The following is a 25,764-nucleotide window of genomic DNA, read 5'->3' as shown; positions in this document are numbered from 1 at the left end:
GTGGTCAGACTTTGAAGCGCGATACACCACCGCGCAGGCCGGCGGCCACCTGGCTCAACTCATCGATGGCAAAGCTCGCCTGGCGCAGCGATTCCACCGTCTGAGTGCTGGCATCACTGAGCTGGGCCAGGGCCTGGTTGATCTGCTCGGCGCCAGTGGCCTGGGCCTGCATGCCCTCGTTGACCATCAGCACCCGCGGCGCCAAGGCCTGGACCTGGTGGATGATCTGGCTCAGTTGCTCGCCCACCTGCTGCACTTCGAACATGCCACGGCGCACTTCTTCGGAGAACTTGTCCATGCCCATCACCCCGGCCGATACCGCCGACTGGATTTCGCGCACCATCTGTTCGATGTCGTAGGTGGCCACGGCAGTCTGGTCGGCCAGGCGTCGCACCTCGGTGGCGACCACGGCAAAACCGCGGCCATATTCACCGGCCTTTTCCGCCTCGATGGCGGCATTGAGCGAGAGCAGGTTGGTCTGGTCGGCCACCTTCACGATGGTCACCACCATCTGCGTGATGTTGCTGGCCTTTTCATTGAGGATGCCCAGCTTGGCGTTGACCAGGTCGGCGGCGCCCATCACCTGGTGCATGGTTTCTTCCATGCGCGCCAGGCCCTGCTGGCCGGAACCGGCCAGGCTCGAGGCCTGGTCGGCGGCAGAGGTGACCTCGGTCATGGTGCGCACCAGGTCGCGCGAAGTGGCAGCGATTTCACGCGAGGTGGCGCCGATTTCGGTGGTGGTGGCGGCCGTTTCGGTGGCGGTAGCCTGCTGTTGCTTGGAGGTGGCGGCGATCTCGGTGACCGACGTGGTCACCTGCACCGACGAGCGCTGCGCCTGGGCCACCAGGTTGGCCAAGGCTTCGGCCATTTCGTTGAAGCCGCTTTCGATGGCGCCGAACTCATCCTTGCGGTCCAGGCTCAGGCGCATGCTGAGGTCGCCCGAACGCAGCTTGTCGAGGGCATGGACAATGCGTTGTACCGGTGCGGTGATGGCACGCATCAACAGCAGGCCGCAGATACCGGCGGCCACGATCGCCAACAGCAGCGAGACCATCATGCTGCCCTTGGCGGTGCTCACGGCCGTGACGATTTCGCGGGTCGCTGCATCTGCAGACTCGCGGTTGTGCTCGATTACCGTGTTGAGGTGCTTGCGCCCTTCCACCCAGGCCGGGGTGAGTACATCCCTGATCAGCCGCTCGGCTTCGACGTAGTGCTGCTGGCGGTAAGCCTCCAACACTTGGCCGACGATCTTGAGGTAGTTTTCTTCAAGTTTGATGAAGGTATCGAAGCGTTCCTGGTCATCGGTGTCCTGAATGGTGCCTTGGTAGTTCGCCATGGATTGCTTGAGGCGATCTTCAAAGCTCTTGAACAGCTCCATGTCGGCCGTGGTGATTTCGCGGTGGCTGGACAGCCCCACCAGCTGCTGGCTGGTGACGTAGCTGTCGACCCAGGCGCTGCGGATCATCGAGCTGTAGTAGAGCCCCGGAATGCTGTCTGTTCCCACTGCCTCCTCGGCACTTTCGATCGTCACCAGCCGCGAGTAGGCGGCTACGATCATCAGCAGCATGATGGCGATGATCACGGCGAAACTTGCCAGGATCCGTTGGCGCAAGGTCCAGTTCTTCACATTCAGCCCTCAGGAATTCACAACGAGCGGGAAAAATCGCCGAAGTATAGCCCAGGCTTCCTACCCTATTGCGGCTGAAATGCGAGGTATCCGGGCCTCTATCCCTGGCGGCAAGGCCATTTGCCCGTTCATTGGCCTGCGGCCAGCCGTATCTGGCTCTCAAGTTCCAGGCGCAGGGCCGGGTCGAGGCGCAGCTGGCGGGCCAGTTCGTCGAGGTAGGCGCGCTCCATGAAGTTTTCCTGATCGACCATCATCACACTGGCCAGGTACATCTCTGCCGCCATCTCCGGTGTCTGCGCCGCGCGGGCAACTTCGGCCGGGTCCAGCGGCTTGTTCAGCTCATCGTGCAGCCAGTGCTGCAGGTCGCGGTCGCTGTCCAGGCGGCTGAACTCGCCTTCGATCAAGGCCCGCTCGCGCTCGTCGATATGGCCATCGGACTTGGCCGCCGCCACCAGGGCACGCAGCACCGCCTGGCTGTGCTGCTCGGCCTGGGCCGGCGGCAGGCGGTCGAGGGTCTGCGGCTCGGCGCCCTGGCCTGCGCCCTGGCGCGCCTGCCAGTTGCCATAGGCCTTGTAGGCCAGCACGCCAAGTGCGGCCAGGCCGCCATAGGTGAGCACCTTGCCGCCATACTTGCGGGCCTTCTTGCTGCCCAGCAGCAGGCCCAGCGCCCCTGCCCCCAGGGCACCGCCTCCAGCACCGGAGAGCAGGCTGCCCAGCCCACCCGTGCCAGCCGAGGGCTCACCCGCAGCAGAAGGCTTGTTGAGCAGTTCCTGACCGGATTTGAGCAGTTGGTCGAGCAGGCCCCGGGTGTTCATGCGCGCGTCTCCACGGTATGAGAAGGAGCGCCCAGAGTAAGGCTTGCCACCCGGCACGCCACCCAAGGATTTGCTTCCGGATGTTGCATTGGCTGGCAAAAAGCCAACTAGACTCGTCATCGCCAACCACTTGCACAGGCGACTACGCTTATAACCGTTGCTTCACTGCTTTCTTGACGACTGCCCCGACCAAGATCTCCAAAAAGAGGGAACACCATGTCAGTGCACAAGACCGCATTGCTCGGCGCCGCGACCGGCGCGCTGCTGGCCAGCGCCAGCCTGCAGGCCGGCGAGATGCCCAAGGCCCTGGGCGCCGGTGAAGGCCGGCTGGATATCGTCGCCTGGCCCGGCTACATCGAGCGCGGCGAAAGCGACAAGGCCTATGACTGGGTCACCGGTTTCGAAAAGGAAACCGGCTGCAAGGTCAGCGTCAAGACCGCGGCCACGTCCGATGAAATGGTCAGCCTGATGACCAAGGGTGGCTACGACCTGGTCACGGCTTCCGGTGACGCCTCGCTGCGCCTGATCGTCGGCAAGCGCGTGCAGCCCATCAACACGGCACTGATCCCCAACTGGAAGAACATCGACCCGCGCCTGCAGAACGGCGGCTGGTACGTGGTCGATAAACAGGTGTACGGCACGCCGTATCAATGGGGCCCGAACGTGCTGCTGTACAACACCAACACCTTCAAGCAGCCACCCACCAGCTGGAGCGTGGTGTTCGAGCCGCAAGACCTGCCCGATGGCAAGCCGAACAAAGGCCGCGTGCAGGCGTATGACGGGCCGATCTACATCGCCGACGCGGCGCTTTACCTGAAATCAGCCAAACCCGAGCTGGGCATCAACGACCCGTACGAGCTCAATGAGGCGCAGTACAAGGCCGTGCTCGAACTGCTGCGCCAACAGCAACCGCTGGTCCACCGCTACTGGCACGACGCCACAGTGCAGATGAGCGACGTGAAGAACGAAGGCGTGGTCGCCTCCAGTTCGTGGGGCTACATGGTCAACGGCCTGAAGGCCGAGAACCAGCCTGTGGCCTCGACCATTCCGCAGGAAGGCGCCACCGGCTGGGCCGACACCACCATGCTGCACAGCGAGGCCAAGCACCCCAACTGCGCGTACAAGTGGATGGACTGGTCGCTGCAACCCAAGGTGCAGGGCGATGTCGCGGCCTGGTTCGGCTCCTTGCCGGCCGTCCCGGCAGCCTGTACCGGCAGTGAACTGCTGGGGGCAGAAGGGTGCAAGACCAATGGCTTCGACAACTTCGACAAGATCGCCTTCTGGAAAACCCCTCAGGCCCAGGGCGGCAAGTTCGTGCCGTATAGCCGCTGGACCCAGGACTACATTGCGATCATGGGCGGGCGCTGAAGCCGGTTGAAGCCTGTTCTGGCCTCTTCGCGGGCAAGCCCGCTCCCACAGGAACCGTGCCGTACCTGTGGGAGTGGGCTTGCCCGCGAAGAGGCCAGTCCAGGAGACAGGAATCGAACGGAGCCAATGCAATGCCCCTAGCCGTCCAGTTCACTCAGGTTTCCCGCACCTTCGGCGAGGTCAAGGCCGTCGACCAGGTCAGCATCGACATCGATGACGGCGAATTCTTCTCCATGCTCGGCCCCTCCGGCTCGGGCAAGACCACCTGCCTGCGGCTGATCGCCGGCTTCGAGCAACCCGACAGCGGCTCGATCCGCATCCATGGTGTCGAGGCCGCTGGCGTGCCACCCTACCAGCGCGACGTCAACACCGTGTTCCAGGACTACGCCCTGTTCCCGCACATGAACGTGCGCGACAACATCGCCTACGGCCTCAAGGTCAAGGGCGTGGACAAGGGCGAACGCCATGCCCGCGCCGAAGAAGCGCTGGCCATGGTCGCCCTGGCCGGCTACGGCGAACGCAAGCCGGCGCAACTCTCCGGCGGCCAGCGCCAGCGCGTGGCCCTGGCCCGCGCCCTGGTCAACCGGCCACGGGTGCTGCTGCTCGACGAGCCGCTGGGCGCGCTCGACCTGAAGCTGCGCGAACAGATGCAGGGCGAATTGAAGAAACTGCAGCGTCAGCTGGGCATCACCTTCATCTTCGTCACCCACGACCAGACCGAAGCACTGTCGATGTCGGACCGGGTGGCGGTGTTCAACCGCGGGCGCATCGAGCAGGTAGACACGCCGCGCAACCTGTACATGAAACCCGCGACCACCTTCGTCGCCGAATTCGTCGGCACCTCCAATGTCATACGGGGCGACCTCGCCGAGCAGCTCAGTGGCAGTCGCTCGCCGTTTTCCATTCGTCCGGAGCATATCCGCCTGGTGGAGCAGGCCGGCCAGGCGCATGACGTCCAGCTCAGTGGCCTGCTGCGCGATATCCAGTACCAGGGCAGTGCCACGCGTTATGAGGTGGAGCTGGACAACGGCCAGCTGCTGGCTGTGAGCCACGCCAATGACCGCTGGCAGGCACAACCGCAGCCCTGGCAGGCCGGCCAGCAGGTGCAGGTGCGCTGGCCACGCGAGGCGATGACCGCGCTGCAGGAAACCGTCCTGGCCGAGGCGCGCTGACATGCGCCGCCTGTCCGACCTGCTGTACCGGCGCCCCAATCTCTACCTGGCGCTCTTGCTGATCCCGCCGCTGACCTGGTTCGGCGCCATCTACCTGGGCTCGCTGCTCAGTCTGCTGTGGCAAGGCTTCTACACTTTCGACGACTTCACCATGGCGGTTACCCCGGAACTGACCCTGGGCAACTTCGCTGCGCTGTTCAACCCGTCCAACTTCGACATCATCCTGCGCACCCTGACCATGGCCGTGGCGGTCTCGCTGGCCAGTGCGGTGCTGGCCTTCCCGATCGCCTACTACATGGCGCGCTACACCAGCGGCAAGACCAAGGCGTTCTTCTACATCGCGGTGATGATGCCGATGTGGGCCAGCTACATCGTCAAGACCTACGCCTGGACCCTGCTGCTGGCCAAGGGCGGCGTGGCCCAGTGGTTCGTCCAGCAGCTGCACCTGGATGCCCTGCTGCAGGCCGTGCTGGCCGTGCCCGGCGTAGGCGGCAGCACGTTGTCGACCTCGCACCTGGGGCGCTTCATGGTGTTCGTGTACATCTGGCTGCCGTTCATGATCCTGCCGATCCAGGCCTCACTGGAGCGCCTGCCGCCGTCGCTGCTGCAGGCTTCGGCAGACCTGGGAGCCAGGCCTGGGCAAACCTTCTGGCAGGTGATCCTGCCGCTGTCGATCCCCGGCATTGCCGCCGGCTCGATCTTCACCTTCTCGCTGACCCTGGGCGACTTCATCGTGCCGCAACTGGTCGGCCCACCGGGCTACTTCATCGGCAGTATGGTCTATGCCCAACAAGGGGCGATCGGCAACATGCCGATGGCGGCGGCGTTCACGCTGGTGCCGATCGTGCTGATCGCGGTGTACCTGTCCATCGTCAAGCGGTTGGGGGCCTTCGATGCACTCTGAAAAAGCGTCTGTCGGCTTGCGCCTGGCGGCCTGGGGCGGGTTGCTGTTCTTGCACTTCCCGATCTTTATCATCTTCCTGTACGCCTTCAATACCGAGGATGCGGCGTTTAGCTTCCCGCCCAAGGGCTTCACCCTCAACTGGTTCAGCGTGGCCCTCGCCCGCCCCGACGTGCTCGAAGCCATCAAGCTGTCATTGCAGGTGGCCTGCCTGGCCACGCTGATCGCGCTGGTGCTCGGCACCCTGGCCTCGGCGGCGCTGTACCGGCGCAACTTCTTCGGCAAGGAGAGCATCTCGCTGATGCTGATCCTGCCGATCGCCCTGCCCGGCATCATCACCGGCATCGCCCTGCTCTCGGCATTCAAGAGCCTGGGGATAGAGCCCGGCGTGTTCACCATCGTGATAGGCCACGCCACGTTCTGCGTGGTGATCGTCTACAACAACGTGATCGCCCGCCTGCGGCGCACCTCGCAGAGCCTGATCGAGGCGTCCATGGACCTCGGTGCCGACGGCTGGCAGACCTTCCGCTACATCATCCTGCCCAACCTCGGCTCGGCCCTGCTGGCCGGGGGCATGCTGGCGTTCGCCCTGTCGTTCGACGAGATCATCGTCACCACCTTCACCGCCGGCCACGAGCGGACCTTGCCGATCTGGCTGCTCAACCAGCTCAGCCGCCCCCGCGACGTGCCGGTGACCAACGTGGTCGCCATGCTGGTGATGCTGGTGACCATGTTGCCGATCCTCGGCGCCTATTACCTGACCCGTGGCGGCGACAGCGTCGCGGGCAGTGCCAAATGACCCTCAAGGAGTCCCTCAATGCAAACCCGAATGCTGATCAACGGTAAGCTGGTCGCGGGCGAAGGCCCTGCCTGGACTGTACTCAATCCGGCCGAAGGCAGCGCCCTGGCGCAAATCAACGAAGCCACCGAGGCCCAGGTCGATACCGCCGTGCGCGCCGCCGACCAGGCGTTCGACAGCTGGTCTCAGACCAGCCCCAAGGAGCGCTCGCTGGTGCTGCTGGCGCTGGCCGACACCCTCGAAGCCCATGGCGATGAACTGGCCCGACTCGAGTCTCAGAACTGCGGCAAGCCGTTTGCCGCGGCCCTGAATGATGAAATCCCGGCCATCGCCGACGTATTCCGCTATTTTGCCGGCGCCGCACGCTGCCTCGGCGGTTCGGCGGCAGGTGAATACCTGCCGGGCCATACCTCGATGATCCGCCGCGACCCGCTGGGTGTGGTGGCTTCGATTGCGCCGTGGAACTACCCGTTGATGATGCTGGCGTGGAAGGTCGCCCCGGCGTTGGCGGCGGGTAACACGGTAGTCATCAAACCCTCCGAGCTGACCCCGCTGACCGCCCTGCGCCTGGGCGAACTGGCCAAGTACCTGTTGCCGCCCGGCGTGCTCAACATCCTCTTCGGCCGCGGGCAGACGGTCGGCAACCCGCTGGTCACCCACCCCAAGGTGCGCATGGTCTCGCTGACCGGTTCGATTCCCACTGGCGCACACATCATTGGCGCCACCGCCAGCAGTGTGAAACGCATGCACATGGAACTGGGCGGCAAGGCGCCGGTGCTGGTGTTCGACGACGCCGATATCGACGCGGCCATCGACGGCATCCGCACGTTCGGCTTCTACAACGCCGGCCAGGACTGCACCGCGGCCTGTCGCCTGTATGTGCAGGCGGGTATCTACGAGCGCTTCGTCGAGCGCCTGGGCAAGGCCGTTTCCAGCCTCAAGGCTGGCCTGCAGGATGCCGAGGACACCGAACTCGGCCCGCTGATCAGCGCCCAGCATCGCGACAAGGTGGCCGGCCTGGTCCAGCGCGCCATCGCCCAGCCGCACATCCGCCTGGTGACGGGCGGCAAGGTGATTGCTGGGGATGGTTTCTTCTTCGAACCGACCGTGCTGGCTGACGCCTTGCAGGATGACGAGATCGTTCGCAACGAGGTGTTCGGGCCGGTGGTGTCGGTGACCCGCTTCAACACCGAGGAGCAGGCGCTGGAATGGGCCAACGATTCCGATTACGGCCTGGCTTCATCGGTGTGGACCCGCGACACCGGCCGCGCCCACCGCCTGGCGGCGCGCTTGCAGTATGGCTGCACGTGGGTCAATACCCACTTCATGCTGGTCAGCGAAATGCCCCATGGCGGGCAGAAGCATTCGGGGTATGGCAAGGACATGTCGATGTATGGGCTGGAGGATTACACCTGTGTGCGGCATGTGATGATCAAGCATTGAGGCGGGGCGGGTGGGTATGCCGGTAGTTGTTCACCGCCTGTGAGATCGAGCTCCGCGCGGGCGGCGCTCGATCTCCGCCGCATCGCTCCACTCATGCTTTGCACAAAGCAGCCCGCAAGACGATTCCCACAGATAGGGCCCAGCTCATCCTACATACCGACACTTTACTGGTATCATATCCTGATACCATGAACAATCATCAAAGATCGACCCTTGAGGCCATTTTCAAAAAACCGGTTCCAAAGTCGCTGGAATGGGCGAGATTGGAGTCATTTCTGATATCGATAGGCGCCACGGCGATCGAGGGCCGTGGATCGCGAGTGCGCTTTGAGCTCAATGGAACCATTGCCACATTCCATCGACCTCATCCCGACAAGGATGCCAAATCCTATCAGGTGCGGAGCGCGCGCCAGTTCCTGGAACAGGCAGGAGTAACACCATGAATGTAATGACTTACCGCGGCTATGCCGCACGCATTGAATACAGTGACGAAGACCAATTACTGATCGGTCATGTGGCCGGCATACGCGACGTGATCGGTTTTCACGGAGAATCGATCAGTGAGCTAAGGCGAGCATTCGAAGAGGCTGTCGATGACTACATCGAGACCTGCGAAAAGCTCGGGAGGGAGCCTCAGAAAGCTTACTCCGGCAAGTTGAGCCTGCGTCTTGAACCTGCTCTTCACGCCAGCGTGGCTGCCAAAGCCGAGCTGGCGGAAAAGAGCATCAACCAATGGGTAAGTGACATCCTCAGCCAAGCTGCTTTCAGTTAAAACAAGCGATCAATCCCGCAAATCCGACTCGTGAATTGGATTGGCGCGGCTGGTCGCCCGTTGATACTGCGCCGGCCAGGTAGCTTTGTTACCACCCAGATCATCATCGGCATGCAGCGGCCAGTAAGGATCGCGCAGCAGTTCCCGCGCAAGGAAGATCACGTCGGCCTGCCCGGTGCGCAGAATGTGCTCGGCTTGGGCAGGCTCAGTGATCATGCCGACGGTGCCAGTGGCGATCTCCGCCTCCTTGCGCACGCGCTCGGCGAAGCGCGTCTGGTAACCGGGGCCTGTTGGGATTTCGGCGTTGACCGAGGTACCACCTGAGGACACATCGATCAGGTCGACACCCAGCACCCGCAGGCGACGAGCCAGTTCGACGGTTTCATCCGGGTTCCAGCCATCCTCCACCCAGTCGGTCGCCGATACCCGCACGAACAGCGGCAGTTCGGCCGGCCAGACGCTGCGCACCGCTTCGACCACTTGCAGGGTGAGGCGGATACGGTTCTCGAAGCAGCTGCCATATTCGTCGCGGCGCTGGTTGCTGAGCGGTGAAAGGAACTGGTGCAGCAGATAACCATGGGCGGCGTGGATCTCGACCACCTTGAAGCCGGCCTTGAGCGCCCGCTGGGTCGAGGCGACGAAGGCGTTGATCACGTCCTGGATCTCGTCCTTGCTCAACTCGCGTGGCGGTGTGTGCTGCGGGTCGAAGGCAATCTTCGACGGGCCCACCGGCTGCCAGCCGCCGTCTTCGAGCTTCACACTGCCCTGCTTGCCCAGCCAGGGCCGATAGGTACTGGCCTTGCGCCCGGCGTGGGCCAGCTGGATGCCGGGCACGGAGCCTTGCGCGGTGATGAAACGCGTGATGCGCTGCAACGGGGCAATCTGGGCGTCGTTCCACAGGCCGAGGTCTTCGGCGGTAATGCGACCATCGGCAGTCACCGCGACGGCTTCGCTGATGACCAGGCCAGCGCCACCCACGGCGCGGCTGCCCAAGTGAACAAGGTGCCAATCGTTGGCCAGACCATCGACGGCAGAATACTGGCACATCGGCGAGACCGCGATGCGGTTGGGCAGCGTCAGCTGACGCAGGGTGTAAGGCTCGAGCAGCAGGCTCATGAGGGCACCTCCCAAGGACTCCAATGGTGATCCGGCCCGGACACTCAAGTGCACATCCCTGGCCCGGTGCCGGTCATTAATCAGACTAGACCAGATTGATGGGGGGGAAGGTTCAGTGGGATTGCTGACCGGTCTGACGCATGTATCAGACGTTTCCTACACATATGAACTGGCGGGGCCTAGCTAAGGAAAATATCCTACAAGCCCTGTCGACTCGCGTCTGATTGTCCCTGGAAACACCGCCCTTTAGGCTTTTCCGTGTCGCTGATGTTTAGCGTCCGGGAGTGGAATCCTGGTCAATTACTGAGTTGCTGTCGTCATGGCAGTTGTGCGCGGGAGGCCGCAAAGCCTACCGGGTTTACTCGTAGCCTGGATTCCACACCGCGTACAACTGCCACCCATCCGTGTGGAATCGGACAGGTTGGTCAATCAGTAACCTTACGAGTCGTTCCATATGAAGAAAATAGTCCCCGATCCACCCCACCATTTCGACCTTCCGTCCGACAAGACCCTCACCAACGCCGTCAGCGAGGGCATCGTGCCCATCGACCACGTGGTGATGAACGTCACCCATTACCTGATGCTTGCCTACAACCATTGCCACCGAACCCTCGATGCCATCGAAGATGATCGCACCCGGGAGTCGCTGGTGAATGGGTTGCGTGCCATGCAGATTGCCTGGGGCCAGGCGGATGCACTGTCACTGGCCTTGGAGCGGAGTACCAACCTTCATTGAGGTTGGATTTGCGGGCCTCTTCGCGGGTAAACCCGCTCCCACAGGTCAGGCGCAAGTCTTCGAGACTGTGATGACCCTGTGGGAGCGGGTTTACCCGCGAAGAGGCCATAACAGGCAGTCGAGAAATTTCAGGAGAGGAATCGATGAGCACAGACGACACCCAATTCACTGTCGGCAAAACCACCTTCTTCCAAGGCGAACACCAAACTCATCCCCTGTTCCGCATCGAACCCGGCATCCCCTGCCGGGATGCCCGCGAGCAGGCCTCGGAGTTGATGGGCTATGTAAGAGAACTGACCATCAACGGCCTGATGGATGAAAAACCGATGATGATCTGGGCATCCCATTACCTCAGTGCCATGGCCAAGGCACTGATGGATGATGCCGAGTTAGGCATGACACGCTAACGTGTCTGGGCGGCCAGGTGTTCGCCGAAAGGACTGCAGCGCCTATGAGATCGAGCGCCGTGCGGGCGGCGCTCGATTTGTGCCCCACTGGAATAACCACGGCGGGCTCCTGCGGCAAACTCAGCGCGGCTCCATATGCGCAATCATCAACTGCACACTCTCATTCCCACGAAACTCGTTCACATCCAGCTTGTACGCCAGCTCCACCCAGCGCACCGTCGGGTTCGGCCACACATCACGGTCAATGCCAAAGGCAATACCATCCAGCCGCACCGACCCGCACTCGCTCTTGAGCACCACCTTCAAGTGCCGCTCGCCGACCACGCGCTGCTCCACCAACTGAAACACCCCATGGAACAGCGGCTCGGGGAAGTGCTGCCCCCAAGGGCCGGCATTGCGCAGGGCCTTGGCCAGGTCGAGGTGGAACTCCTCCACCGCCAGGCTGCCGTCCGAGAGCAGACGACCGGTCAGGTCCTCTTCACGCAGCTGGCGCCGGACCTCTTCATCGAACGCTTCGGCAAACGCCGGGAAATTGCTTTCGGGCAGGGACAAGCCCGCGGCCATGGCATGCCCGCCGAACTTGCTGATCAACTGCGGATGACGCGCTGCCACGGCATCCAGTGCGTCGCGAATGTGGAAGCCCGGCACCGAACGCGCCGAGCCCTTGAGCATGCCGTCGCCAGCATCGGCGAAGGCGATGGTTGGCCGGTGGTAACGCTCTTTCAGGCGCGAGGCCAGAATCCCGATCACGCCCTGGTGCCAATCGGCATCGAACAGGCACAGGCCATAAGGCATGGACTCGACCGGCAAATCCTTGAGCTGGGCCAGGGCCTCGCGCTGCATGCCCTGCTCGATCGACTTGCGGTCCTGGTTCAGGTCATCCAGCTGCTGGGCCATGTCCTGGGCCAGGGCTGCGTCTTCGCACAGCAGGCATTCGATGCCCAGGCTCATGTCGTCCAGGCGCCCGGCAGCATTGAGCCGTGGGCCGAGGATAAAGCCAAGGTCGGTGGAAGTGATGCGCCGATGGTCGCGTCGCGCCACCTCCAGGATGGCCTTCAGGCCAGGCCGCGCGCGGCCGGCGCGAATGCGCTCCAGGCCCTGGTGGACGAGGATGCGGTTGTTGGCATCCAGCGGCACCACGTCGGCCACACTGCCCAGGGCGACCAGGTCGAGCAGTTCGCCGATGTTCGGCTGCGGCTGCGTTTCGTAACGCCCCATACTGCGCAACCGGGCGCGCAAGGCCATGAGCACGTAGAAGATCACCCCGACGCCGGCCAGCGATTTGCTCGGGAAGTCGCAGCCAGGCTGGTTCGGGTTGACGATGGCATTGGCATCCGGCAACTGCTGGCCTGGCAGGTGGTGATCGGTGACCAGCACCTTGAGCCCGGCCGCCTTGGCGGCGGCAACACCTTCAACACTGGAGATACCGTTGTCGACGGTCACCAGCAGGTCTGGCTGGCGCTCGAGCGCGACCTTGACGATCTCCGGGGTCAGGCCGTAGCCGTATTCGAAGCGGTTGGGCACCAGGTAGTCGACGTGGGCCGCGCCCAGCAGACGCAGGCCAAGCACGCCGACGGTGCTGGCAGTGGCGCCGTCGGCGTCGAAGTCACCGACAATCAGGATACGCTGGCGCTGGTCGAGAGCTTCGACCAGCAGGTCCACCGCGGCCTCGATGCCCTTGAGCTGCTGATACGGCACCAGCCGCGCCAGGCTCTTGTCCAGTTCGGCCTCGGACTGCACGCCACGGGCGGCGTACAGGCGAGTCAGCAGGGGTGGCAGGTTACCCAGGAATGGCAGGGTCGGGGGCAGCGGGCGAGGTTCGATACGCATGGTGTCTTCGGCAGTCAGGTGTCAGTCGGTTCAGCCACGCTCACCGAGCAGCCATTGCAGTTGCACTTCGTGCTGGCCACGGTCGTCGGTGACGAATACCGTGCCTTCGCTGATCATCACATCCCATTTGATGGTGCGCGGCATGTCGGTGGCCAGGACTTCCAGCACTTCCTGCGGCACGGCGGCAATGCTCAGGTTCTTCAGGCCCTTGACCGCGCCCACCACCTTGCCTTCCCACACCCGCAGGCTGCCGTAGGCCAGCAGGCTGGTGCGTTCGGTGCGGCGCGAGCACCAGGTCAGGCGGTCGGCATCCGGCTGGCCGACTTCGATCCAGTGCAGGATGCGGTCGTCCAGGCTCTTTTCCCACAGCGCCGCTTCATCGACATCGGACAGGCCACGGCCGAACGACAGGTTCTCGTTGTACCACAGGGCATAGGCCAGCAGGCGCACGGCCATGCGCTCTTCGGTTTCCGAAGGGTGACGGGCAATGGTCTGGCGGACGTTTTCATATACGCCGCGATCGAGGTCGGTCAGGTTCAGTTCGAATTTGTACGTGGTGGACGGCTGGGCCATGGTCGAATGGGCTTCGTGCGTAAAGAAAAGGCCGCTAGTCTAACCGATCCTGCCTGCGCTTGCGCCGGAGCAGTATCGGCCGCTTCGGACCTATGCTAAAACCACGGCTCTGACCAGTTGCCACGGATGCCTAATGTCTACGCCCAGCAAACCCCTCGCCGGCTTGAAAGTCATCGAACTCGGCACCCTGATCGCCGGGCCGTTCGCCTCACGCATCTGCGCCGAATTCGGCGCTGAAGTGATCAAAGTGGAGTCGCCGGACGGCGGCGACCCGCTGCGCAAGTGGCGCAAGCTGTACGAGGGCACGTCACTTTGGTGGTTCGTGCAGGCGCGCAACAAGCAGTCGCTGACACTCAACCTCAAGCACCCCGAAGGCCGCGAGGTGCTCAAGCGCCTGCTCGCTGAGGCCGACATCCTGATCGAGAATTTCCGCCCTGGCGTGCTGGAGAAACTTGGCCTGGGATGGGACGTGCTGCACGCGCTCAACCCGCGCCTGGTCATGGTGCGCCTGTCCGGCTTCGGCCAGACCGGGCCGATGAAGGATCAGCCGGGCTTCGGTGCGGTCGGTGAGTCGATGGGCGGGTTGCGCTACATCACCGGCTTCGACGACCGCCCGCCCGTACGCACCGGGATCTCCATCGGTGATTCGATCGCTGCGTTGTGGGGCGTGATTGGCGCGCTGATGGCACTGCGTCATCGCGAGGTCAATGGTGGCCAGGGCCAAGTGGTGGACGTGGCGCTGTACGAGGCGATCTTCGCCATGATGGAAAGCATGGTGCCGGAGTTCGACGTGTTCGGCTTCATCCGCGAGCGTACCGGCAACATCATGCCCGGCATCACGCCCTCTTCCATCCACACCAGCGCCGACGGCAAGCATGTGCAGATCGGCGCCAACGGTGACGCCATCTTCAAGCGCTTCATGCAGGCCATAGGCCGCGCCGACCTGGCCGACGACCCGAGCCTGGCCAGCAATGATGGCCGCGATGCCAGGCGCGACGAGCTGTACGGGGTGATCGACCGCTGGGCCAACAGCCTGCGGCTGGACCAGCTGATGCAGGTGCTCAACGACGCGCAAGTGCCGGCCAGCCGGATCTACTCGGCCGAGGACATGTTCAGCGACCCGCAGTACCTGGCCCGCGAAATGTTCCTGCAGGCGCGCCTGCCAGACGGCAAGCCGTTCAAGATGCCGGGTATCGTGCCCAAGCTTTCGGATACCCCGGGCTCTGCCGAATGGGTGGGTCCGACGTTGGGTGAACACACCGATAGCGTGCTGGCTGGCCTGGGCTACGACCAGGCGGCGATCACCAGCCTGCGCCAGGCGGGCACGGTCTGAAGCGGCTGCCGATGCGTTCGCCAGCCCTGTACTGCGCCCTGCTGCTTGCCCTGCTGGTAACGCCGGCACAGGCCAAGGAACGCCTGCTGTGGCTGGTGCGCGACCTGCCGCCCTTCACCGTGTTCGAAGGCACGGAGAAAGGCCAGGGGGTCATCGACCAGATGCTGCCGCTGCTGATCGAGCAGATGCCCGAATACGAGCACAGCATCATCCGGGTAAACCGTGCGCGCGGGCTCCAGATGCTCCAGGACCCGTCCAGCTTCACCTGCGACCCGACACTGCTGTGGACTGCAGAGCGGGCGAAGTTCGTGCACTTCTCGCAACCGATGCTGGGCGTGCTGAGCAGCGGCGTGGTGGTGCGCAAGAGCGGGCAGGCGCTGCTGGCACCCTACCTGGATGGCCAGCAGGTCGACCTCAAGGGCTTGCTCGGCAATACCCCGCTGAAGCTGGGCATCGTCGCCGAGCGCAGCTACAGCAGCCAGGTCGACGAAATCCTGCGACAGCTGCCCGACTCGGCGTTCAGCCGCCACTACGGCAACGATGCCACCGCCAACCTGTTGCAGATGCAACAGCTCGGGCGCCTGCAACTGGTGCTGGGCTACTGGCCTGAGTTGCGCTACCTGATTCAACAACAAGGTGGCTCGCCGGCGGACTATCAGTTCCATCCGATCCAGGGTGTGACCCGCTATCAGTTTCTGCATGTAGGCTGCTCGGACACGCCACTGGGGCGCACCGCCATAAGCCACATCGACCAGTTGCTACCGGCCCTGCGCATGAATACCCTGCCCGCCCTGTACGCACACTGGCTCGACCCGGAGCTGCGCGCAGCCTACCTGGAAGAGAGCCAGCACTTTTTCGAAAGCCACTGACAAACAGGCAAAAAGAAACCCCGGACGCTGGGGTGGACGCCCGGGGCCAATCGAAAGCCCTGATGGACTTTCCACGACAACCCGCCAGTGCCGGAGCTGTGCACTGGTCGGCTGCCCTTGATGTTTAGGATAAGCCTTTCAGGCAAAGGTTCCCTGTGGCTGCTGGCGCTGTTGCAAGGCCGCGATCACGCAGGGCTGCAAGCGCCCCTCGACAATCTGCAAGTCACGGTGCAAGCCGTCCACCAGGTCAATCAGCAGGCTTTGCTCCTGCAGCTGGCGTTGGCTGACCGTGCGCCGCAAGGCCGTGCCGCCGAGGCTATCGTACACGGTCAATTGACGGTTGCCGTTGGCATCCGTGGCGCCCAGCATGGCCTGGTAGGGCGTTAGTGCGTCGTTGAGCAGTCTGCAGATTCTTTCCATCCGGATCACTCGCATGTAATGGGACATGAAGGAACTGACCAGCACGCGTGGCGAAAAGTTCGTTACGCCCCGGCTGTTTCAGTAAGGATGCGTGGGCGACGTGACAGTTTGAATACGTTGCAGGGCGCGTTGCCAGCGCCGGACTGGCAGCGGCCAAGGGAGGTCGGCGAGCACCCACAGGCCCTGGCGCCGGGCTTCATGGGCGAGGTTCGGGGAACCCGCGTTGGCATGCCCGACAAACAGCACGGCACGGGTGCTACAGGCCCGTTCGAGCAAGGCCAGGCCATCGTTCACGGCATGCTCGAGAATCAGCAGGTCAGCGCGCGGTGGACGGGCCAGGCAGCTGTCGAGGTCGGCCAGGTCGTGGGTGACGCGCACATTGAACAGGCCCATGGCGTTGCAGGCCTGGTGCAGGAGGATCTGGTGGGATGGGCGTGCCGGGTGAATCAACACGAAGGGCTGTCGCATGTGCCGCTCCTTGGTAAAGGACCGGCCACTCTAGACAAGGCTTTCACAGCCTTACATAGGACAATTCCGCAAAAGAGGTAGGAACTTTTTGCAATCCGGGGCTGCATCGCAGCCCCGAAAGCCATGCGATTACAAAGGCTTGCCGCGATTACCGTGCTGGCTGACAAAGGCTTGAACAGCCTTCAGGTCATTGGCCAAGACGGTGCAACGCTCTTCACGGCTGAACAGGTCGCTCAGGTGCGCAGGCAGCTCCAGCGCCTTGCCGACACCGGCCTTCTCCACCGCCTCAGGGAACTTGACCGGGTGGGCGGTGCCCAGCACCACCATTGGCGTGTCCAGGCTGCGGCGGCACTCGCGGGCGGCCTTGACGCCGATCGCGGTGTGCGGGTCGAGCACCTCACCCGTGGCGGCAAACACCTCGGCGATGGTCTCGCAGGTCTGCTCATCGCTGACCGCCAGCGAATCGAACAGCTTGCGCGCTTCGGTCCAGCGGTCTTGCTCGACGCTGAAGCCGCCACCCTGCTTGAACGTGGCCATCAGCTCGGCCAGCGCGGCGCCGTTGCGGCCGTGCAGGTCGAACAGCAGGCGCTCGAAGTTGGACGAAACCATGATGTCCATGGACGGCGACAAGGTCGCGTGCAGGGTTTCCTTGACGTACTGGTTGCCGCTCATGAAGCGGTGCAGGATGTCGTTGCGGTTGGTGGCGACGATCAGCTGGCTGACCGGCAGGCCCATGTTGCGCGCCAGGTAACCGGCGAAGATATCGCCGAAGTTGCCGGTCGGTACCGAGAATGCCACCGAACGGGCCGGGCCGCCCAGCTGCAGGGCCGCATGGAAGTAATAGACGATCTGGGCCATGATCCGCGCCCAGTTGATCGAGTTGACCGCGACCAGGCGGGTGCCCTTGAGGAACGACTGGTCGGCGAAGCTGGCCTTGACCATTTCCTGGCAGTCGTCGAAGTTGCCTTCGATGGCGATGTTGTGGACGTTGTCGCCGAACAGGGTGGTCATCTGCCGACGCTGCACTTCCGACACACGCTGGTGCGGGTGCAGGATGAAGATGTCGACGTTTTCGCAGCTGCGGCAGCCTTCGATGGCGGCCGAACCGGTGTCACCGCTGGTGGCGCCGATGATCACCACACGCTCGTTGCGCTTGGCCAGCACGTGGTCGAGCAGGCGACCGAGCAGTTGCAGGGCGAAGTCCTTGAAGGCCAGGGTCGGGCCGTGGAACAGCTCGAGCACCCATTCGTTGCTGTTCAGCTGGCGCAGCGGGGCGACCGCAGCGTGGGCGAACTCGCCGTAGGTTTCTTCGAGGATCTTCTTGAAGTCGGCGTCGGCGATGCTGCCTTCGACGAACGGGCGCATCACCCGGAAGGCCAGCTCGTGATACGGCAGGCCGGCCCAGGAGGCGATTTCTTCCTGGGTGAAGCGAGGCAGGTTCTCAGGGACGTACAGGCCGCCGTCGCTGGCCAGGCCAGCCAGCAGCACGTCTTCGAAATTCAGGGCCGGAGCCTGGCCGCGGGTACTGATATAGCGCATGGGTGCAAACCTTCGATGCTAGGGCCGCCAGAGCGGCCCGATTGGCAGATTAATTCAGCTGTTCGACGCGGATGCGTACGACCTTGCCGACCACGTCCTGCAGGGCTTCCAGCGCGACGATGGCGTCGTTGATGCGCTGCTCGACCACACCGTGGGTCAGCAGGATCATCGGCACCAGGCCGTCCTGCTCCTCGGCTTCCTTCTGCATGATCGACTCGATGTTGATGCCGCGCTCCGAGAGGATGCTCGCCACCTGGGCCAGCACGCCCGGATGGTCCTTGGCCTGGATACGCAGGTAGTAGGCACTTTCGCAGGCTTCGATCGGCAGGATCGGATGGGCCGACAACGAGTCTGGCTGGAAGGCCAGGTGCGGCACGCGGTTTTCCGGGTCGGAGGTCATGGCACGGACCACGTCGACCAGGTCACCCACCACCGACGACGCAGTTGGCTCCATGCCGGCGCCAGCGCCGTAGTACAGGGTCGAACCGGCGGCGTCGCCGTTGACCATGACCGCGTTCATCACGCCGTTGACGTTGGCGATCAGGCGGTCGGCCGGGATCAGCGTCGGGTGCACACGCAACTCGATGCCTTCGGCGGTGCGGCGGGCCACGCCCAGGTGCTTGATGCGGTAGCCCAGCGCTTCGGCGTAGTTCACGTCAGCGGTGGTCAGCTGGGTAATGCCTTCGGTGTAGGCCTTGTCGAACTGCAGCGGGATACCAAAGGCGATGGACGCCAGGATGGTCAGCTTGTGCGCGGCGTCGATGCCTTCGACGTCGAAGGTCGGGTCGGCTTCGGCATAGCCCAACGCCTGGGCTTCGGCCAGCACATCGGGGAAGGCGCGGCCTTTCTCACGCATTTCGGTGAGGATGAAGTTGCCGGTGCCATTGATGATGCCGGCCAGCCAGTTGATGCGGTTGGCCGACAGACCTTCGCGGATCGCCTTGATCACCGGGATACCACCGGCCACTGCGGCTTCGAAGGCAACGATGACCCCCTTCTCGCGCGCCTTGGCAAAAATCTCGTTACCGTGCACGGCGATCAGCGCCTTGTTGGCAGTCACCACGTGCTTGCCATTCTCGATGGCCTTGAGCACCAGGTCACGCGCCACGGTGTAGCCACCGATCAGCTCGATGACAATGTCGATTTCCGGGTTGCTCGCAACGTCGAACACATCAGCGGTAATGGGGGTACCGGTAATCTGGCAGTTCGGGTTCTGCGAGCGCATGGCAATCTGAGCCACTTCAATACCGCGCCCGGCACGGCGGGCAATCTCCTCGGCGTTGCGCTGAAGTACATTGAAGGTTCCGCCACCGACGGTCCCCAACCCACAGATGCCTACTTTGACCGGTTTCACTGTGAACTCCCCATTGAACGGCCGGCGCCTTCACCGACCGTGAAACATGCCGTCACCCCATGACGACGGCGTATTGAATGAATTACTTGGCGGCCTGCTGCTGGCCAGCCAGGGCCAGTTTGGCCACTTGTGGTGCCGGCTGGTAACCCGGAATCACATGCCCGTTCTCGAGCACGATGGCCGGCGTGCCGTTGACGCCGATCTGCTGGCCCAGCTGGAATTGCTTGCTGACCGGGTTGGCGCACTTGGCAGCCTTGATTTCCTTGCCTTCGACCATCTTGTCCATCGCCGCGCGGCGATCGCTGGAGCACCAGACTGCCTGCAGCTGCTCGTCACCAGGCGAACCGAGGCCCTGACGCGGGAAGGCGACATAGCGCACTTCGATACCGCGGCGGTTGAGCTCGGGCACTTCGGCGTGCAGCTTGTGGCAATACGGGCAGGTGGTGTCGGTGAAGACAGTGATGTGCGACTTGGTCTCGCCCTTGGCAGGATAGACAACGGTCTCGGCGGCAGGAATGCCGTTGATGAGCTTGGCAACACCCTGACGCTCGGCCTTCTCGGTCAGGTTGACCGGCTTGCCGTCCTGCAACTGGTACAGGTAGCCCTGCATGACGTATTGGCCATCGGCACTGGCATACAGCACACGGCCGCCCTGCAGCTTGACTTCATAAAGGCCATTGAGCGGGCTGCTGCCGACGCTTTCCACCGGCACTTCGAGTTCGAGGTTCTGCAACGACTTGCGGATGGCCTGCTCGGCGCTGGCATTGCTGTCAGCCGCGGCAACGGCAAAGGTACTGGCCAGCGCCATCACGGCGGCGGCGAAAATATGGGTCACGCGCATGGGGAACTCCTGGAGGCGGACAGGGGCCGGAGGGCGTCACCTGCGAAAAAAACGCGGCGACCGTGCGGCCCTTGATGCAAACCGCCCAAGCCTACCACATCACGCTGCGGATGAAGGGGCCTGCAAGGACCGGTCGGCGGAACATGAAAAACATTCATCCACGCGGATGGTGCTGGGCGTGCAATTGCTGGAGCCGCGCCTTGGCTACATGGGTATAGATCTGCGTGGTGGAAAGGTCGCTGTGGCCCAGCAGCATCTGCACCACGCGCAGGTCGGCACCGTGGTTGAGCAGGTGGGTGGCGAAAGCATGGCGCAGGGTATGCGGCGACAGCGGCTTGTCGATGCAGGCCACCCGCGCCTGGTGCTTGATGCGGTGCCAGAAGGTCTGGCGGGTCATCTGCTCGCCGCGCTGACTGGGGAACAGTACGTCGCTGGGGCGGCCGTTCAGCAGTTCGGCGCGGCCATCACGCAGGTAGCGCTCCAGCCAGGCCACCGCCTCCTCGCCCATTGGCACCAGGCGTTCCTTGCTGCCCTTGCCCATCACCCGCAGCACACCCTGGCGCAGGTTGACCTGGTCGAGGGTCAGGCTGACCAGTTCACTGACGCGCAGGCCGCAGGCGTAAAGGACTTCGAGCATGGCGCGGTCGCGTTGACCGATGGCTTCGCCCAGGTCCGGAGCCTGCAGCAGGGCTTCGACGTCGGCTTCCGACAGGGATTTGGGCAAGGGCCGACCGAGTTGCGGCATGTCGACCTGCAGGGTCGGGTCGACGGCGACCAGCTTTTCCCGCAACAGGTAGCGAAAGAAGCCCCGCAGCCCGGAGAGAAAGCGCGCAGTGGAGCGAGGTTTGTAACCTTGGTCCAGGCGCCAGGCCAAGTGATCAAGGATCAGTTCGCGGCCGGCGTCGGGCAGCGCTACCGAATGCTCATGGAGCCAGCCATTGAACAGGGCCAGGTCGCTGCGGTAGGAGGTGCGGGTGTTGTCGGACAGGCCTTTTTCGAGCCACAGGGCGTCGAGGAACTGGTCGATCAGGGGATGGTCTAGGGCGGGCATGCGGGGCTGCTGGGTGTTGGAAGTCGGCCTAGTGTTTCACAGCAGCTTATGGGTTGTCTGTACTGGCCCTATCGCGGCTAAAGCCGTTCTTACAGGTGCTGCGCGCTCCTTGCAGGAGCGGCTTTAGCCGCGACAGGGCCAGAGCAGGACAACTCAGGCCTGGGGCAAAACGGGTACCGGGCGTTTGTCCTCGTCGATGGCGACAAAGCTGAACACCCCGTGGATTGCCCGCTCGCGGCCATCCAGGTACATGTTTTCGACGAACACATCCACCTGTACCTGCAAGCTGGTATTCCCCACCTTGACCACCGTGCCCACCAGTTCGACGATCGAACCTGCCGGGATCGGGTGCTTGAAGTCGATGCGGTCGGTGGACACGGTCACCAGCGGCAGCCGGCAGAAACGCGTTGCGGCGATGAACGACACTTCGTCCATCCAGGCCAGCGCCGTGCCGCCGAAAAGAGTGTTGTGGTGGTTGGTGGTGTTGGGGAACACCGCTTTGGTCACGCGGGTCACCGACAGCTCGGTGCGGCGCTGGATTTCCTGGTCTCGGCTGCTCATATCCATCACTTTCACAGGTTTCAGAAAGCAAAAAAGCAGCCCGAAGGCTGCTTTTTTTCTCGCTAGGCGGCCTTGGCCACCGGACAAACTGTACTCAGGACAGTTTTTCCTTGATGCGAGCGGCTTTGCCGGACAGGTCGCGCAGGTAGTACAGCTTGGCTTTACGCACGTCACCACGACGTTTCACGGCCAGGCTGTCGATCTGCGGGCTGTAGGTCTGGAAGGTACGCTCAACGCCTACGCCGCTGGAGATCTTGCGCACGGTGAAGGCGCTGTTCAGACCGCGGTTACGCTTGGCGATAACAACGCCTTCGAACGCCTGCAGACGGGAACGATCACCTTCCTTCACTTTAACCTGGACGACGATGGTGTCGCCTGGTGCGAAGGTCGGGATTTCCTTGTTCATCTGCTCGGCTTCGAGCTGCTGGATGATCTTGTTGGTCATGCTGTGCTCCTAAGATGGATACTTGATCCACCATCGATACGTTTAACTATCGTCCCGCTCGCGGAGATATTCCTCGAGCAGCTTCTTCTCTTCTCCAGAAAGCGAGCGACTTTCCAGAAGATCGGCGCGTCGTTCGAAGGTCCTACCAAGGGACTGCTTCATCCGCCATCGCCGGATATGTGCATGGTTGCCACTTAGCAACACGTCGGGAACACGCTGATCCGCATACACCTCAGGTCGGGTGTAGTGCGGGCAATCCAGCAGACCGTCGGTGAAAGAGTCTTCCTCCGCCGAGTCCACATGCCCTAAAGCTCCGGGCAGCAGCCGTGTAACCGCATCGATCAGTACCATGGCCGGCAGCTCGCCACCGGAAAGCACATAGTCACCAATCGACCACTCCTCATCGACATGAGCCTCGATAAAGCGCTCGTCGATGCCTTCATAACGACCGGCGATCAGGATCAACGATTCCTGTTCGGCCAGGCCTTTGACCGCCTGCTGAGTCAGCTTGCGGCCTTGTGGCGAAAGGTAGATCACCTTTGCCGCAGCTCCGGTCGCTTGCCTGGCGCTAACCAGGGCATCTTCCAGAGGCTTGATTTTCATCACCATGCCCGGACCACCGCCAAACGGCCGATCATCCACGGTATGGTGGCGATCTGTGGTGTAGTCCCGCGGGTTCCAGCAAGTCACCTGAAGCAACCCCTGTTTCACCGCGCGGCTGGTAATGCCGTACTCTGTGATGGCCGAGAACATCTCGGGGAACAGCGTGATGACGTCTACGCGAAGGTTACCCATCGGTTAGAAGTCCGCGTCCCACTCAACCCGCATCACGCCCGCTTCCAGGTCGATATCGAGCACGCATTGCGCCGTGTAGGGCAACAGACGCTCGCGATCATCCAGGCTGCCTGCGCAGGGTTTGACCACCATTACATCGTTCGCACCGGTCTCCAACAGGTGATCGACCTTGCCGAACAGCTGTTCGTCCTGGTTGATGACCTTCAGACCCACCAACTGGTACCAGTAGTACTCGTCGGCAGCCAGGTTGGGCAAAAGGCTCCGCGCAATGCAGATTTCGTGACCACTCAGAAGACGGGCTTCATCACGATCATCGAGGCCTTTCAACTTCACGACCAGGCCCTTTTGGGAGCCACGACCGCTGACCAGCTCGACCTGCTTTACCTTGCCTTCGTGCCGAAGCGTCCAGCGTGGATAATCCAACAGGTTTTCAATCGGATCGGTAAAGGAATACACCTTCACCTCGCCGCGAACGCCGTGAACCGAAAAAATCTTGCCAACGACGATCAGGTCGTCAGCCTTTTCTGGCGTCGCGTTCATACTGCTCAGGCAGCAGCCTTGGCAGCGTCCTTCAGCAGCTGAGCAACGCGCTCAGACGGCTGTGCACCCTGGCTCAGCCAGTAGTTGACGCGCTCTTGGTTGACCGACAGCTTGACTTCGGCGCCAGCAGCGATCGGGTTGAAGAAACCTACGCGCTCAACGAAACGGCCGTCACGGGCGTTACGCGAGTTGGTCACGGTCAGGTGGTAGAATGGGCGCTTTTTCGAGCCGCCACGGGCCAGACGAATGGTTACCATGTGAACATCGTTCCTATAGTCGGTGCTGCAGTTCATACAGCAGCTGGTACTGCAAATCTGAATGCCAAATAGGCACACGGGTGCCCAAAAGGCCGCATATTCTCGGGGAATACACGGACATTTGCAAATGCCTTTTTCGGCAGGGTTCTGCCCCACCGCCCAGATTTGCCGGTTAAGCCACGCAATCCGTGGCCGTTGCCCCGCCACAGCGGGGGGTTCCGGGCGCCCACTCATCCAAGAGCAGGCCCCCAAAATAGGGGTTACAGCTTCGGCATGCCGCCGCCCGGCAGCATCCCGCCCAGACCGCGCATCATCTTGGCCATGCCGCCCTTGGCAGAAAACTTCTTCATCATTTTCTGCATCTGCTTGTGCTGTTTGATCAGCCGGCCGATGTCCTGCACCTGGGTGCCAGAGCCGAGGGCGATGCGGCGCTTGCGCGAACCGCTGATCAGGTCAGGGTCGCGACGCTCGGCCGGGGTCATCGAGTTGATGATCGCTTCCATCTGCTTGAACTGCTTCTCGGCCGCGCCCTGGGCGTTGCCCATCTGCGACAGGTTGACCCCGCCGATGCTCGGCAGCTTGTCCATCAGGCCGCCCAGGCCGCCCATGTTCTTCATTTGCTGCAGCTGGTCGCGGAAGTCTTCGAGGTCGAAACCCTTGCCCTTTTTCAGCTTCTTGGCCAGCTTGTCGGCCTTGGCCTTGTCGATGGTCTGCTCGGCCTGCTCGATCAGGCTGAGCACGTCACCCATGCCGAGGATGCGCGAAGCGACACGGTCCGGGTGGAAGGGTTCGAGGGCTTCCGTCTTCTCGCCCATACCGATGAACTTGATCGGCTTGCCAGTGATCGCGCGCACCGACAGCGCGGCACCGCCACGCGCATCACCGTCGACCTTGGTCAGCACCACACCGGTCAGCGGCAGGGCCTCGCCGAACGCCTTGGCGGTGTTGGCAGCGTCCTGGCCGGTCATGGCGTCGACCACGAACAGAGTCTCGATCGGCTTGACTGCGGCGTGTAGTGCCTTGATCTCGTCCATCATGTCGGCGTCGATGTGCAGGCGACCGGCGGTGTCGACGATGACCACGTCGATGAACTTGAGCTTGGCTTCGCGGATCGCAGCTTCGGCGATGGCCACCGGCTTCTGGCTGATATCGGACGGGAAGAAGGTCACGCCGATGTCGTTGGCCAGGGTTTCCAGCTGCTTGATCGCCGCCGGGCGATAGACGTCGGCGGAAACCACCATGACGCTCTTCTTCTTGCGCTCCTTGAGGAAGCGCGCCAGCTTGCCGGCGGTGGTGGTCTTACCGGCACCCTGCAGGCCGGCCATCAGTACCACCGCCGGCGGCGCGGCGTTCAACGCGAGGTCTTCGTTGGCCGCGCCCATCAGGCTTTCCAGCTCGGCCTGGACGATCTTCACGAACGCCTGGCCCGGGGTCAGGCTGCGCGACACCTCGGTGCCGACGGCACGGTCCTTGACGCTGTTGACGAAATCCTTGACCACCGGCAGGGCAACGTCGGCCTCGAGCAGGGCCATGCGCACTTCGCGCAACGTGTCCTTGATGTTGTCTTCGGTCAGCTTGGCCTTGCCGGTGACATGGCGCAGCGTCTGTGACAGGCGGTCGGTCAGGTTTTCGAACATGGTGATCCTTTCAGGCCCAGTAAAAGCCGAGGTTTGTCAGGCGCCCGAGGGGGAAATGCACACCCGTCAGGCACAGCAAGGCGGCGATTATAACG

Annotated in this window: 28 protein-coding genes; 11 read left to right on the top strand and 17 right to left on the bottom strand. The window is 62.9% G+C overall.

Annotated features, from left to right (window positions below; translation table 11 throughout):
* Positions 1-4 precede the first annotated feature (4 nt).
* Positions 5-1,627: a methyl-accepting chemotaxis protein gene (locus L6D64_RS23845; RefSeq protein ID WP_176509742.1), complete on the bottom strand. Its 1,623-nt coding sequence runs from the start codon at positions 1,625-1,627 to the stop codon at positions 5-7.
* A gap of 128 nt (positions 1,628-1,755) precedes the next feature.
* Positions 1,756-2,442 (bottom strand): tellurite resistance TerB family protein, encoded by a 687-nt coding sequence (locus L6D64_RS23840; RefSeq protein WP_176509743.1) that lies wholly within the window; start codon positions 2,440-2,442, stop codon positions 1,756-1,758.
* Positions 2,443-2,658: 216 nt separating this feature from the next.
* Between L6D64_RS23840 and ydcS the strand changes: the two genes are divergently transcribed.
* The 7 genes from ydcS to L6D64_RS23805 all read left to right on the top strand — a co-directional run bounded on the left by ydcS (position 2,659) and on the right by L6D64_RS23805 (position 8,897).
* Positions 2,659-3,810: a putative ABC transporter substrate-binding protein YdcS gene (ydcS, locus tag L6D64_RS23835; protein ID WP_176509744.1), complete on the top strand. Its 1,152-nt coding sequence runs from the start codon at positions 2,659-2,661 to the stop codon at positions 3,808-3,810.
* A 131-nt stretch (positions 3,811-3,941) separates the two neighbouring features.
* Positions 3,942-4,982, top strand: a complete 1,041-nt coding sequence (locus tag L6D64_RS23830; protein WP_176509745.1) for an ABC transporter ATP-binding protein — start codon at positions 3,942-3,944, stop codon at positions 4,980-4,982.
* 1 nt (position 4,983) lies between these two features.
* A complete protein-coding gene (locus L6D64_RS23825; protein ID WP_060512591.1) occupies positions 4,984-5,886 on the top strand; it encodes an ABC transporter permease in 903 nt (300 codons plus the stop codon).
* On the top strand, positions 5,876-6,682 hold the full coding sequence (locus L6D64_RS23820) for an ABC transporter permease (RefSeq protein WP_176509746.1): 807 nt from the start codon (positions 5,876-5,878) through the stop codon (positions 6,680-6,682). The genes L6D64_RS23825 and L6D64_RS23820 overlap by 11 nt, the downstream gene beginning before the upstream one ends.
* Before the next feature lie 18 nt (positions 6,683-6,700).
* Positions 6,701-8,125: a gamma-aminobutyraldehyde dehydrogenase gene (locus tag L6D64_RS23815; protein ID WP_176509747.1), complete on the top strand. Its 1,425-nt coding sequence runs from the start codon at positions 6,701-6,703 to the stop codon at positions 8,123-8,125.
* A gap of 188 nt (positions 8,126-8,313) precedes the next feature.
* The gene (locus L6D64_RS23810; RefSeq protein ID WP_082432364.1) at positions 8,314-8,568 is read left to right on the top strand and encodes a type II toxin-antitoxin system HicA family toxin; all 255 of its coding nucleotides are present in this window, start codon (positions 8,314-8,316) and stop codon (positions 8,566-8,568) included.
* Complete coding sequence (locus L6D64_RS23805; protein WP_176509748.1) at positions 8,565-8,897, top strand: type II toxin-antitoxin system HicB family antitoxin; 333 nt, start codon at positions 8,565-8,567, stop codon at positions 8,895-8,897. Before L6D64_RS23810 ends, L6D64_RS23805 begins: the two co-directional genes overlap by 4 nt.
* Positions 8,898-8,906: 9 nt before the next feature.
* Here L6D64_RS23805 and L6D64_RS23800 read toward each other — a convergent pair whose 3' ends face one another.
* Complete coding sequence (locus tag L6D64_RS23800; protein ID WP_176509749.1) at positions 8,907-10,013, bottom strand: NADH:flavin oxidoreductase/NADH oxidase; 1,107 nt, start codon at positions 10,011-10,013, stop codon at positions 8,907-8,909.
* 454 nt (positions 10,014-10,467) lie between these two features.
* On the opposite strand from L6D64_RS23800, the gene L6D64_RS23795 reads away from it, so the two are divergent.
* The gene (locus L6D64_RS23795) at positions 10,468-10,749 is read left to right on the top strand and encodes a hypothetical protein (protein WP_152958133.1); all 282 of its coding nucleotides are present in this window, start codon (positions 10,468-10,470) and stop codon (positions 10,747-10,749) included.
* A gap of 143 nt (positions 10,750-10,892) precedes the next feature.
* Positions 10,893-11,156 (top strand): DUF3077 domain-containing protein, encoded by a 264-nt coding sequence (locus L6D64_RS23790; protein WP_176509750.1) that lies wholly within the window; start codon positions 10,893-10,895, stop codon positions 11,154-11,156.
* Positions 11,157-11,276: 120 nt separating this feature from the next.
* Here the strand turns inward: L6D64_RS23790 and recJ are convergent, their stop codons facing one another.
* Both recJ and L6D64_RS23780 read right to left on the bottom strand, forming a co-directional pair.
* On the bottom strand, positions 11,277-12,986 hold the full coding sequence (recJ, locus tag L6D64_RS23785) for a single-stranded-DNA-specific exonuclease RecJ (protein WP_176509751.1): 1,710 nt from the start codon (positions 12,984-12,986) through the stop codon (positions 11,277-11,279).
* A 30-nt stretch (positions 12,987-13,016) separates the two neighbouring features.
* Positions 13,017-13,559: a YaeQ family protein gene (locus tag L6D64_RS23780; protein ID WP_054887014.1), complete on the bottom strand. Its 543-nt coding sequence runs from the start codon at positions 13,557-13,559 to the stop codon at positions 13,017-13,019.
* Positions 13,560-13,692: 133 nt separating this feature from the next.
* Here L6D64_RS23780 and L6D64_RS23775 point away from each other — a divergent pair, with 133 nt between their 5' ends.
* Both L6D64_RS23775 and L6D64_RS23770 read left to right on the top strand, forming a co-directional pair.
* Positions 13,693-14,892, top strand: a complete 1,200-nt coding sequence (locus L6D64_RS23775; protein WP_176509752.1) for a CaiB/BaiF CoA transferase family protein — start codon at positions 13,693-13,695, stop codon at positions 14,890-14,892.
* 11 nt (positions 14,893-14,903) lie between these two features.
* The gene (locus L6D64_RS23770; RefSeq protein WP_176509753.1) at positions 14,904-15,761 is read left to right on the top strand and encodes a TIGR02285 family protein; all 858 of its coding nucleotides are present in this window, start codon (positions 14,904-14,906) and stop codon (positions 15,759-15,761) included.
* 138 nt (positions 15,762-15,899) lie between these two features.
* On the opposite strand, the gene L6D64_RS23765 is transcribed toward L6D64_RS23770, so the two are convergent.
* The 12 genes from L6D64_RS23765 to ffh form a co-directional block, all read right to left on the bottom strand.
* A complete protein-coding gene (locus tag L6D64_RS23765; RefSeq protein WP_176509754.1) occupies positions 15,900-16,181 on the bottom strand; it encodes a DUF3509 domain-containing protein in 282 nt (93 codons plus the stop codon).
* Positions 16,182-16,259: 78 nt separating this feature from the next.
* Positions 16,260-16,649, bottom strand: a complete 390-nt coding sequence (locus L6D64_RS23760) for a histidine kinase (protein WP_176509755.1) — start codon at positions 16,647-16,649, stop codon at positions 16,260-16,262.
* Positions 16,650-16,778: 129 nt separating this feature from the next.
* Entirely contained in the window at positions 16,779-18,188 is a 1,410-nt protein-coding gene (gene thrC / locus L6D64_RS23755; protein WP_027920098.1) for a threonine synthase, read from the bottom strand.
* 49 nt (positions 18,189-18,237) lie between these two features.
* On the bottom strand, positions 18,238-19,542 hold the full coding sequence (locus tag L6D64_RS23750; protein ID WP_099815331.1) for a homoserine dehydrogenase: 1,305 nt from the start codon (positions 19,540-19,542) through the stop codon (positions 18,238-18,240).
* Between the two features lie 82 nt (positions 19,543-19,624).
* Entirely contained in the window at positions 19,625-20,383 is a 759-nt protein-coding gene (locus tag L6D64_RS23745) for a disulfide isomerase DsbC N-terminal domain-containing protein (protein ID WP_176509756.1), read from the bottom strand.
* Positions 20,384-20,537: 154 nt separating this feature from the next.
* Positions 20,538-21,434 (bottom strand): site-specific tyrosine recombinase XerD, encoded by an 897-nt coding sequence (xerD, locus tag L6D64_RS23740; RefSeq protein WP_176509757.1) that lies wholly within the window; start codon positions 21,432-21,434, stop codon positions 20,538-20,540.
* 153 nt (positions 21,435-21,587) lie between these two features.
* Positions 21,588-21,995: an acyl-CoA thioesterase gene (locus L6D64_RS23735; protein ID WP_054887023.1), complete on the bottom strand. Its 408-nt coding sequence runs from the start codon at positions 21,993-21,995 to the stop codon at positions 21,588-21,590.
* Between the two features lie 94 nt (positions 21,996-22,089).
* Positions 22,090-22,440 (bottom strand): 50S ribosomal protein L19, encoded by a 351-nt coding sequence (gene rplS / locus L6D64_RS23730; RefSeq protein WP_054887024.1) that lies wholly within the window; start codon positions 22,438-22,440, stop codon positions 22,090-22,092.
* Positions 22,441-22,482: 42 nt separating this feature from the next.
* The gene (gene trmD, locus L6D64_RS23725) at positions 22,483-23,235 is read right to left on the bottom strand and encodes a tRNA (guanosine(37)-N1)-methyltransferase TrmD (RefSeq protein ID WP_003252146.1); all 753 of its coding nucleotides are present in this window, start codon (positions 23,233-23,235) and stop codon (positions 22,483-22,485) included.
* A 3-nt stretch (positions 23,236-23,238) separates the two neighbouring features.
* A complete protein-coding gene (gene rimM, locus L6D64_RS23720) occupies positions 23,239-23,775 on the bottom strand; it encodes a ribosome maturation factor RimM (RefSeq protein ID WP_054887025.1) in 537 nt (178 codons plus the stop codon).
* Positions 23,776-23,780: 5 nt separating this feature from the next.
* A complete protein-coding gene (rpsP, locus tag L6D64_RS23715) occupies positions 23,781-24,032 on the bottom strand; it encodes a 30S ribosomal protein S16 (protein WP_003259424.1) in 252 nt (83 codons plus the stop codon).
* 260 nt (positions 24,033-24,292) lie between these two features.
* Positions 24,293-25,669 carry a signal recognition particle protein gene (gene ffh, locus L6D64_RS23710; protein ID WP_003252139.1) on the bottom strand — a complete coding sequence of 459 codons (1,377 nt, stop codon included), beginning with the start codon at positions 25,667-25,669 and terminating at the stop codon, positions 24,293-24,295.
* Positions 25,670-25,764 lie beyond the last annotated feature (95 nt).

Source organism: Pseudomonas urethralis (assembly GCF_021602465.1).
Taxonomy (GTDB): domain Bacteria; phylum Pseudomonadota; class Gammaproteobacteria; order Pseudomonadales; family Pseudomonadaceae; genus Aquipseudomonas; species Aquipseudomonas vlassakiae.
This window is presented reverse-complemented; position numbering and strand designations above follow the sequence as displayed.

Bases quoted from the DNA above. Each gene is read 5' to 3' on its own strand.
- L6D64_RS23840 (WP_176509743.1), bottom strand. From the start codon at position 2,442: ATGAACACCCGGGGCCTGCTCGACCAACTGCTCAAATCCGGTCAGGAA.
- ydcS (WP_176509744.1), top strand. From the start codon at position 2,659: ATGTCAGTGCACAAGACCGCATTGCTCGGCGCCGCGACCGGCGCGCTG.
- L6D64_RS23830 (WP_176509745.1), top strand. From the start codon at position 3,942: ATGCCCCTAGCCGTCCAGTTCACTCAGGTTTCCCGCACCTTCGGCGAG.
- L6D64_RS23825 (WP_060512591.1), top strand. From the start codon at position 4,984: ATGCGCCGCCTGTCCGACCTGCTGTACCGGCGCCCCAATCTCTACCTG.
- L6D64_RS23820 (WP_176509746.1), top strand. From the start codon at position 5,876: ATGCACTCTGAAAAAGCGTCTGTCGGCTTGCGCCTGGCGGCCTGGGGC.
- L6D64_RS23815 (WP_176509747.1), top strand. From the start codon at position 6,701: ATGCAAACCCGAATGCTGATCAACGGTAAGCTGGTCGCGGGCGAAGGC.
- L6D64_RS23810 (WP_082432364.1), top strand. From the start codon at position 8,314: ATGAACAATCATCAAAGATCGACCCTTGAGGCCATTTTCAAAAAACCG.
- L6D64_RS23805 (WP_176509748.1), top strand. From the start codon at position 8,565: ATGAATGTAATGACTTACCGCGGCTATGCCGCACGCATTGAATACAGT.
- L6D64_RS23800 (WP_176509749.1), bottom strand. From the start codon at position 10,013: ATGAGCCTGCTGCTCGAGCCTTACACCCTGCGTCAGCTGACGCTGCCC.
- L6D64_RS23795 (WP_152958133.1), top strand. From the start codon at position 10,468: ATGAAGAAAATAGTCCCCGATCCACCCCACCATTTCGACCTTCCGTCC.
- L6D64_RS23790 (WP_176509750.1), top strand. From the start codon at position 10,893: ATGAGCACAGACGACACCCAATTCACTGTCGGCAAAACCACCTTCTTC.
- recJ (WP_176509751.1), bottom strand. From the start codon at position 12,986: ATGCGTATCGAACCTCGCCCGCTGCCCCCGACCCTGCCATTCCTGGGT.
- L6D64_RS23780 (WP_054887014.1), bottom strand. From the start codon at position 13,559: ATGGCCCAGCCGTCCACCACGTACAAATTCGAACTGAACCTGACCGAC.
- L6D64_RS23775 (WP_176509752.1), top strand. From the start codon at position 13,693: ATGTCTACGCCCAGCAAACCCCTCGCCGGCTTGAAAGTCATCGAACTC.
- L6D64_RS23770 (WP_176509753.1), top strand. From the start codon at position 14,904: ATGCGTTCGCCAGCCCTGTACTGCGCCCTGCTGCTTGCCCTGCTGGTA.
- L6D64_RS23765 (WP_176509754.1), bottom strand. From the start codon at position 16,181: ATGGAAAGAATCTGCAGACTGCTCAACGACGCACTAACGCCCTACCAG.
- L6D64_RS23760 (WP_176509755.1), bottom strand. From the start codon at position 16,649: ATGCGACAGCCCTTCGTGTTGATTCACCCGGCACGCCCATCCCACCAG.
- thrC (WP_027920098.1), bottom strand. From the start codon at position 18,188: ATGCGCTATATCAGTACCCGCGGCCAGGCTCCGGCCCTGAATTTCGAA.
- L6D64_RS23745 (WP_176509756.1), bottom strand. From the start codon at position 20,383: ATGCGCGTGACCCATATTTTCGCCGCCGCCGTGATGGCGCTGGCCAGT.
- xerD (WP_176509757.1), bottom strand. From the start codon at position 21,434: ATGCCCGCCCTAGACCATCCCCTGATCGACCAGTTCCTCGACGCCCTG.
- L6D64_RS23735 (WP_054887023.1), bottom strand. From the start codon at position 21,995: ATGAGCAGCCGAGACCAGGAAATCCAGCGCCGCACCGAGCTGTCGGTG.
- rplS (WP_054887024.1), bottom strand. From the start codon at position 22,440: ATGACCAACAAGATCATCCAGCAGCTCGAAGCCGAGCAGATGAACAAG.
- trmD (WP_003252146.1), bottom strand. From the start codon at position 23,235: ATGGGTAACCTTCGCGTAGACGTCATCACGCTGTTCCCCGAGATGTTC.
- rimM (WP_054887025.1), bottom strand. From the start codon at position 23,775: ATGAACGCGACGCCAGAAAAGGCTGACGACCTGATCGTCGTTGGCAAG.
- rpsP (WP_003259424.1), bottom strand. From the start codon at position 24,032: ATGGTAACCATTCGTCTGGCCCGTGGCGGCTCGAAAAAGCGCCCATTC.
- ffh (WP_003252139.1), bottom strand. From the start codon at position 25,669: ATGTTCGAAAACCTGACCGACCGCCTGTCACAGACGCTGCGCCATGTC.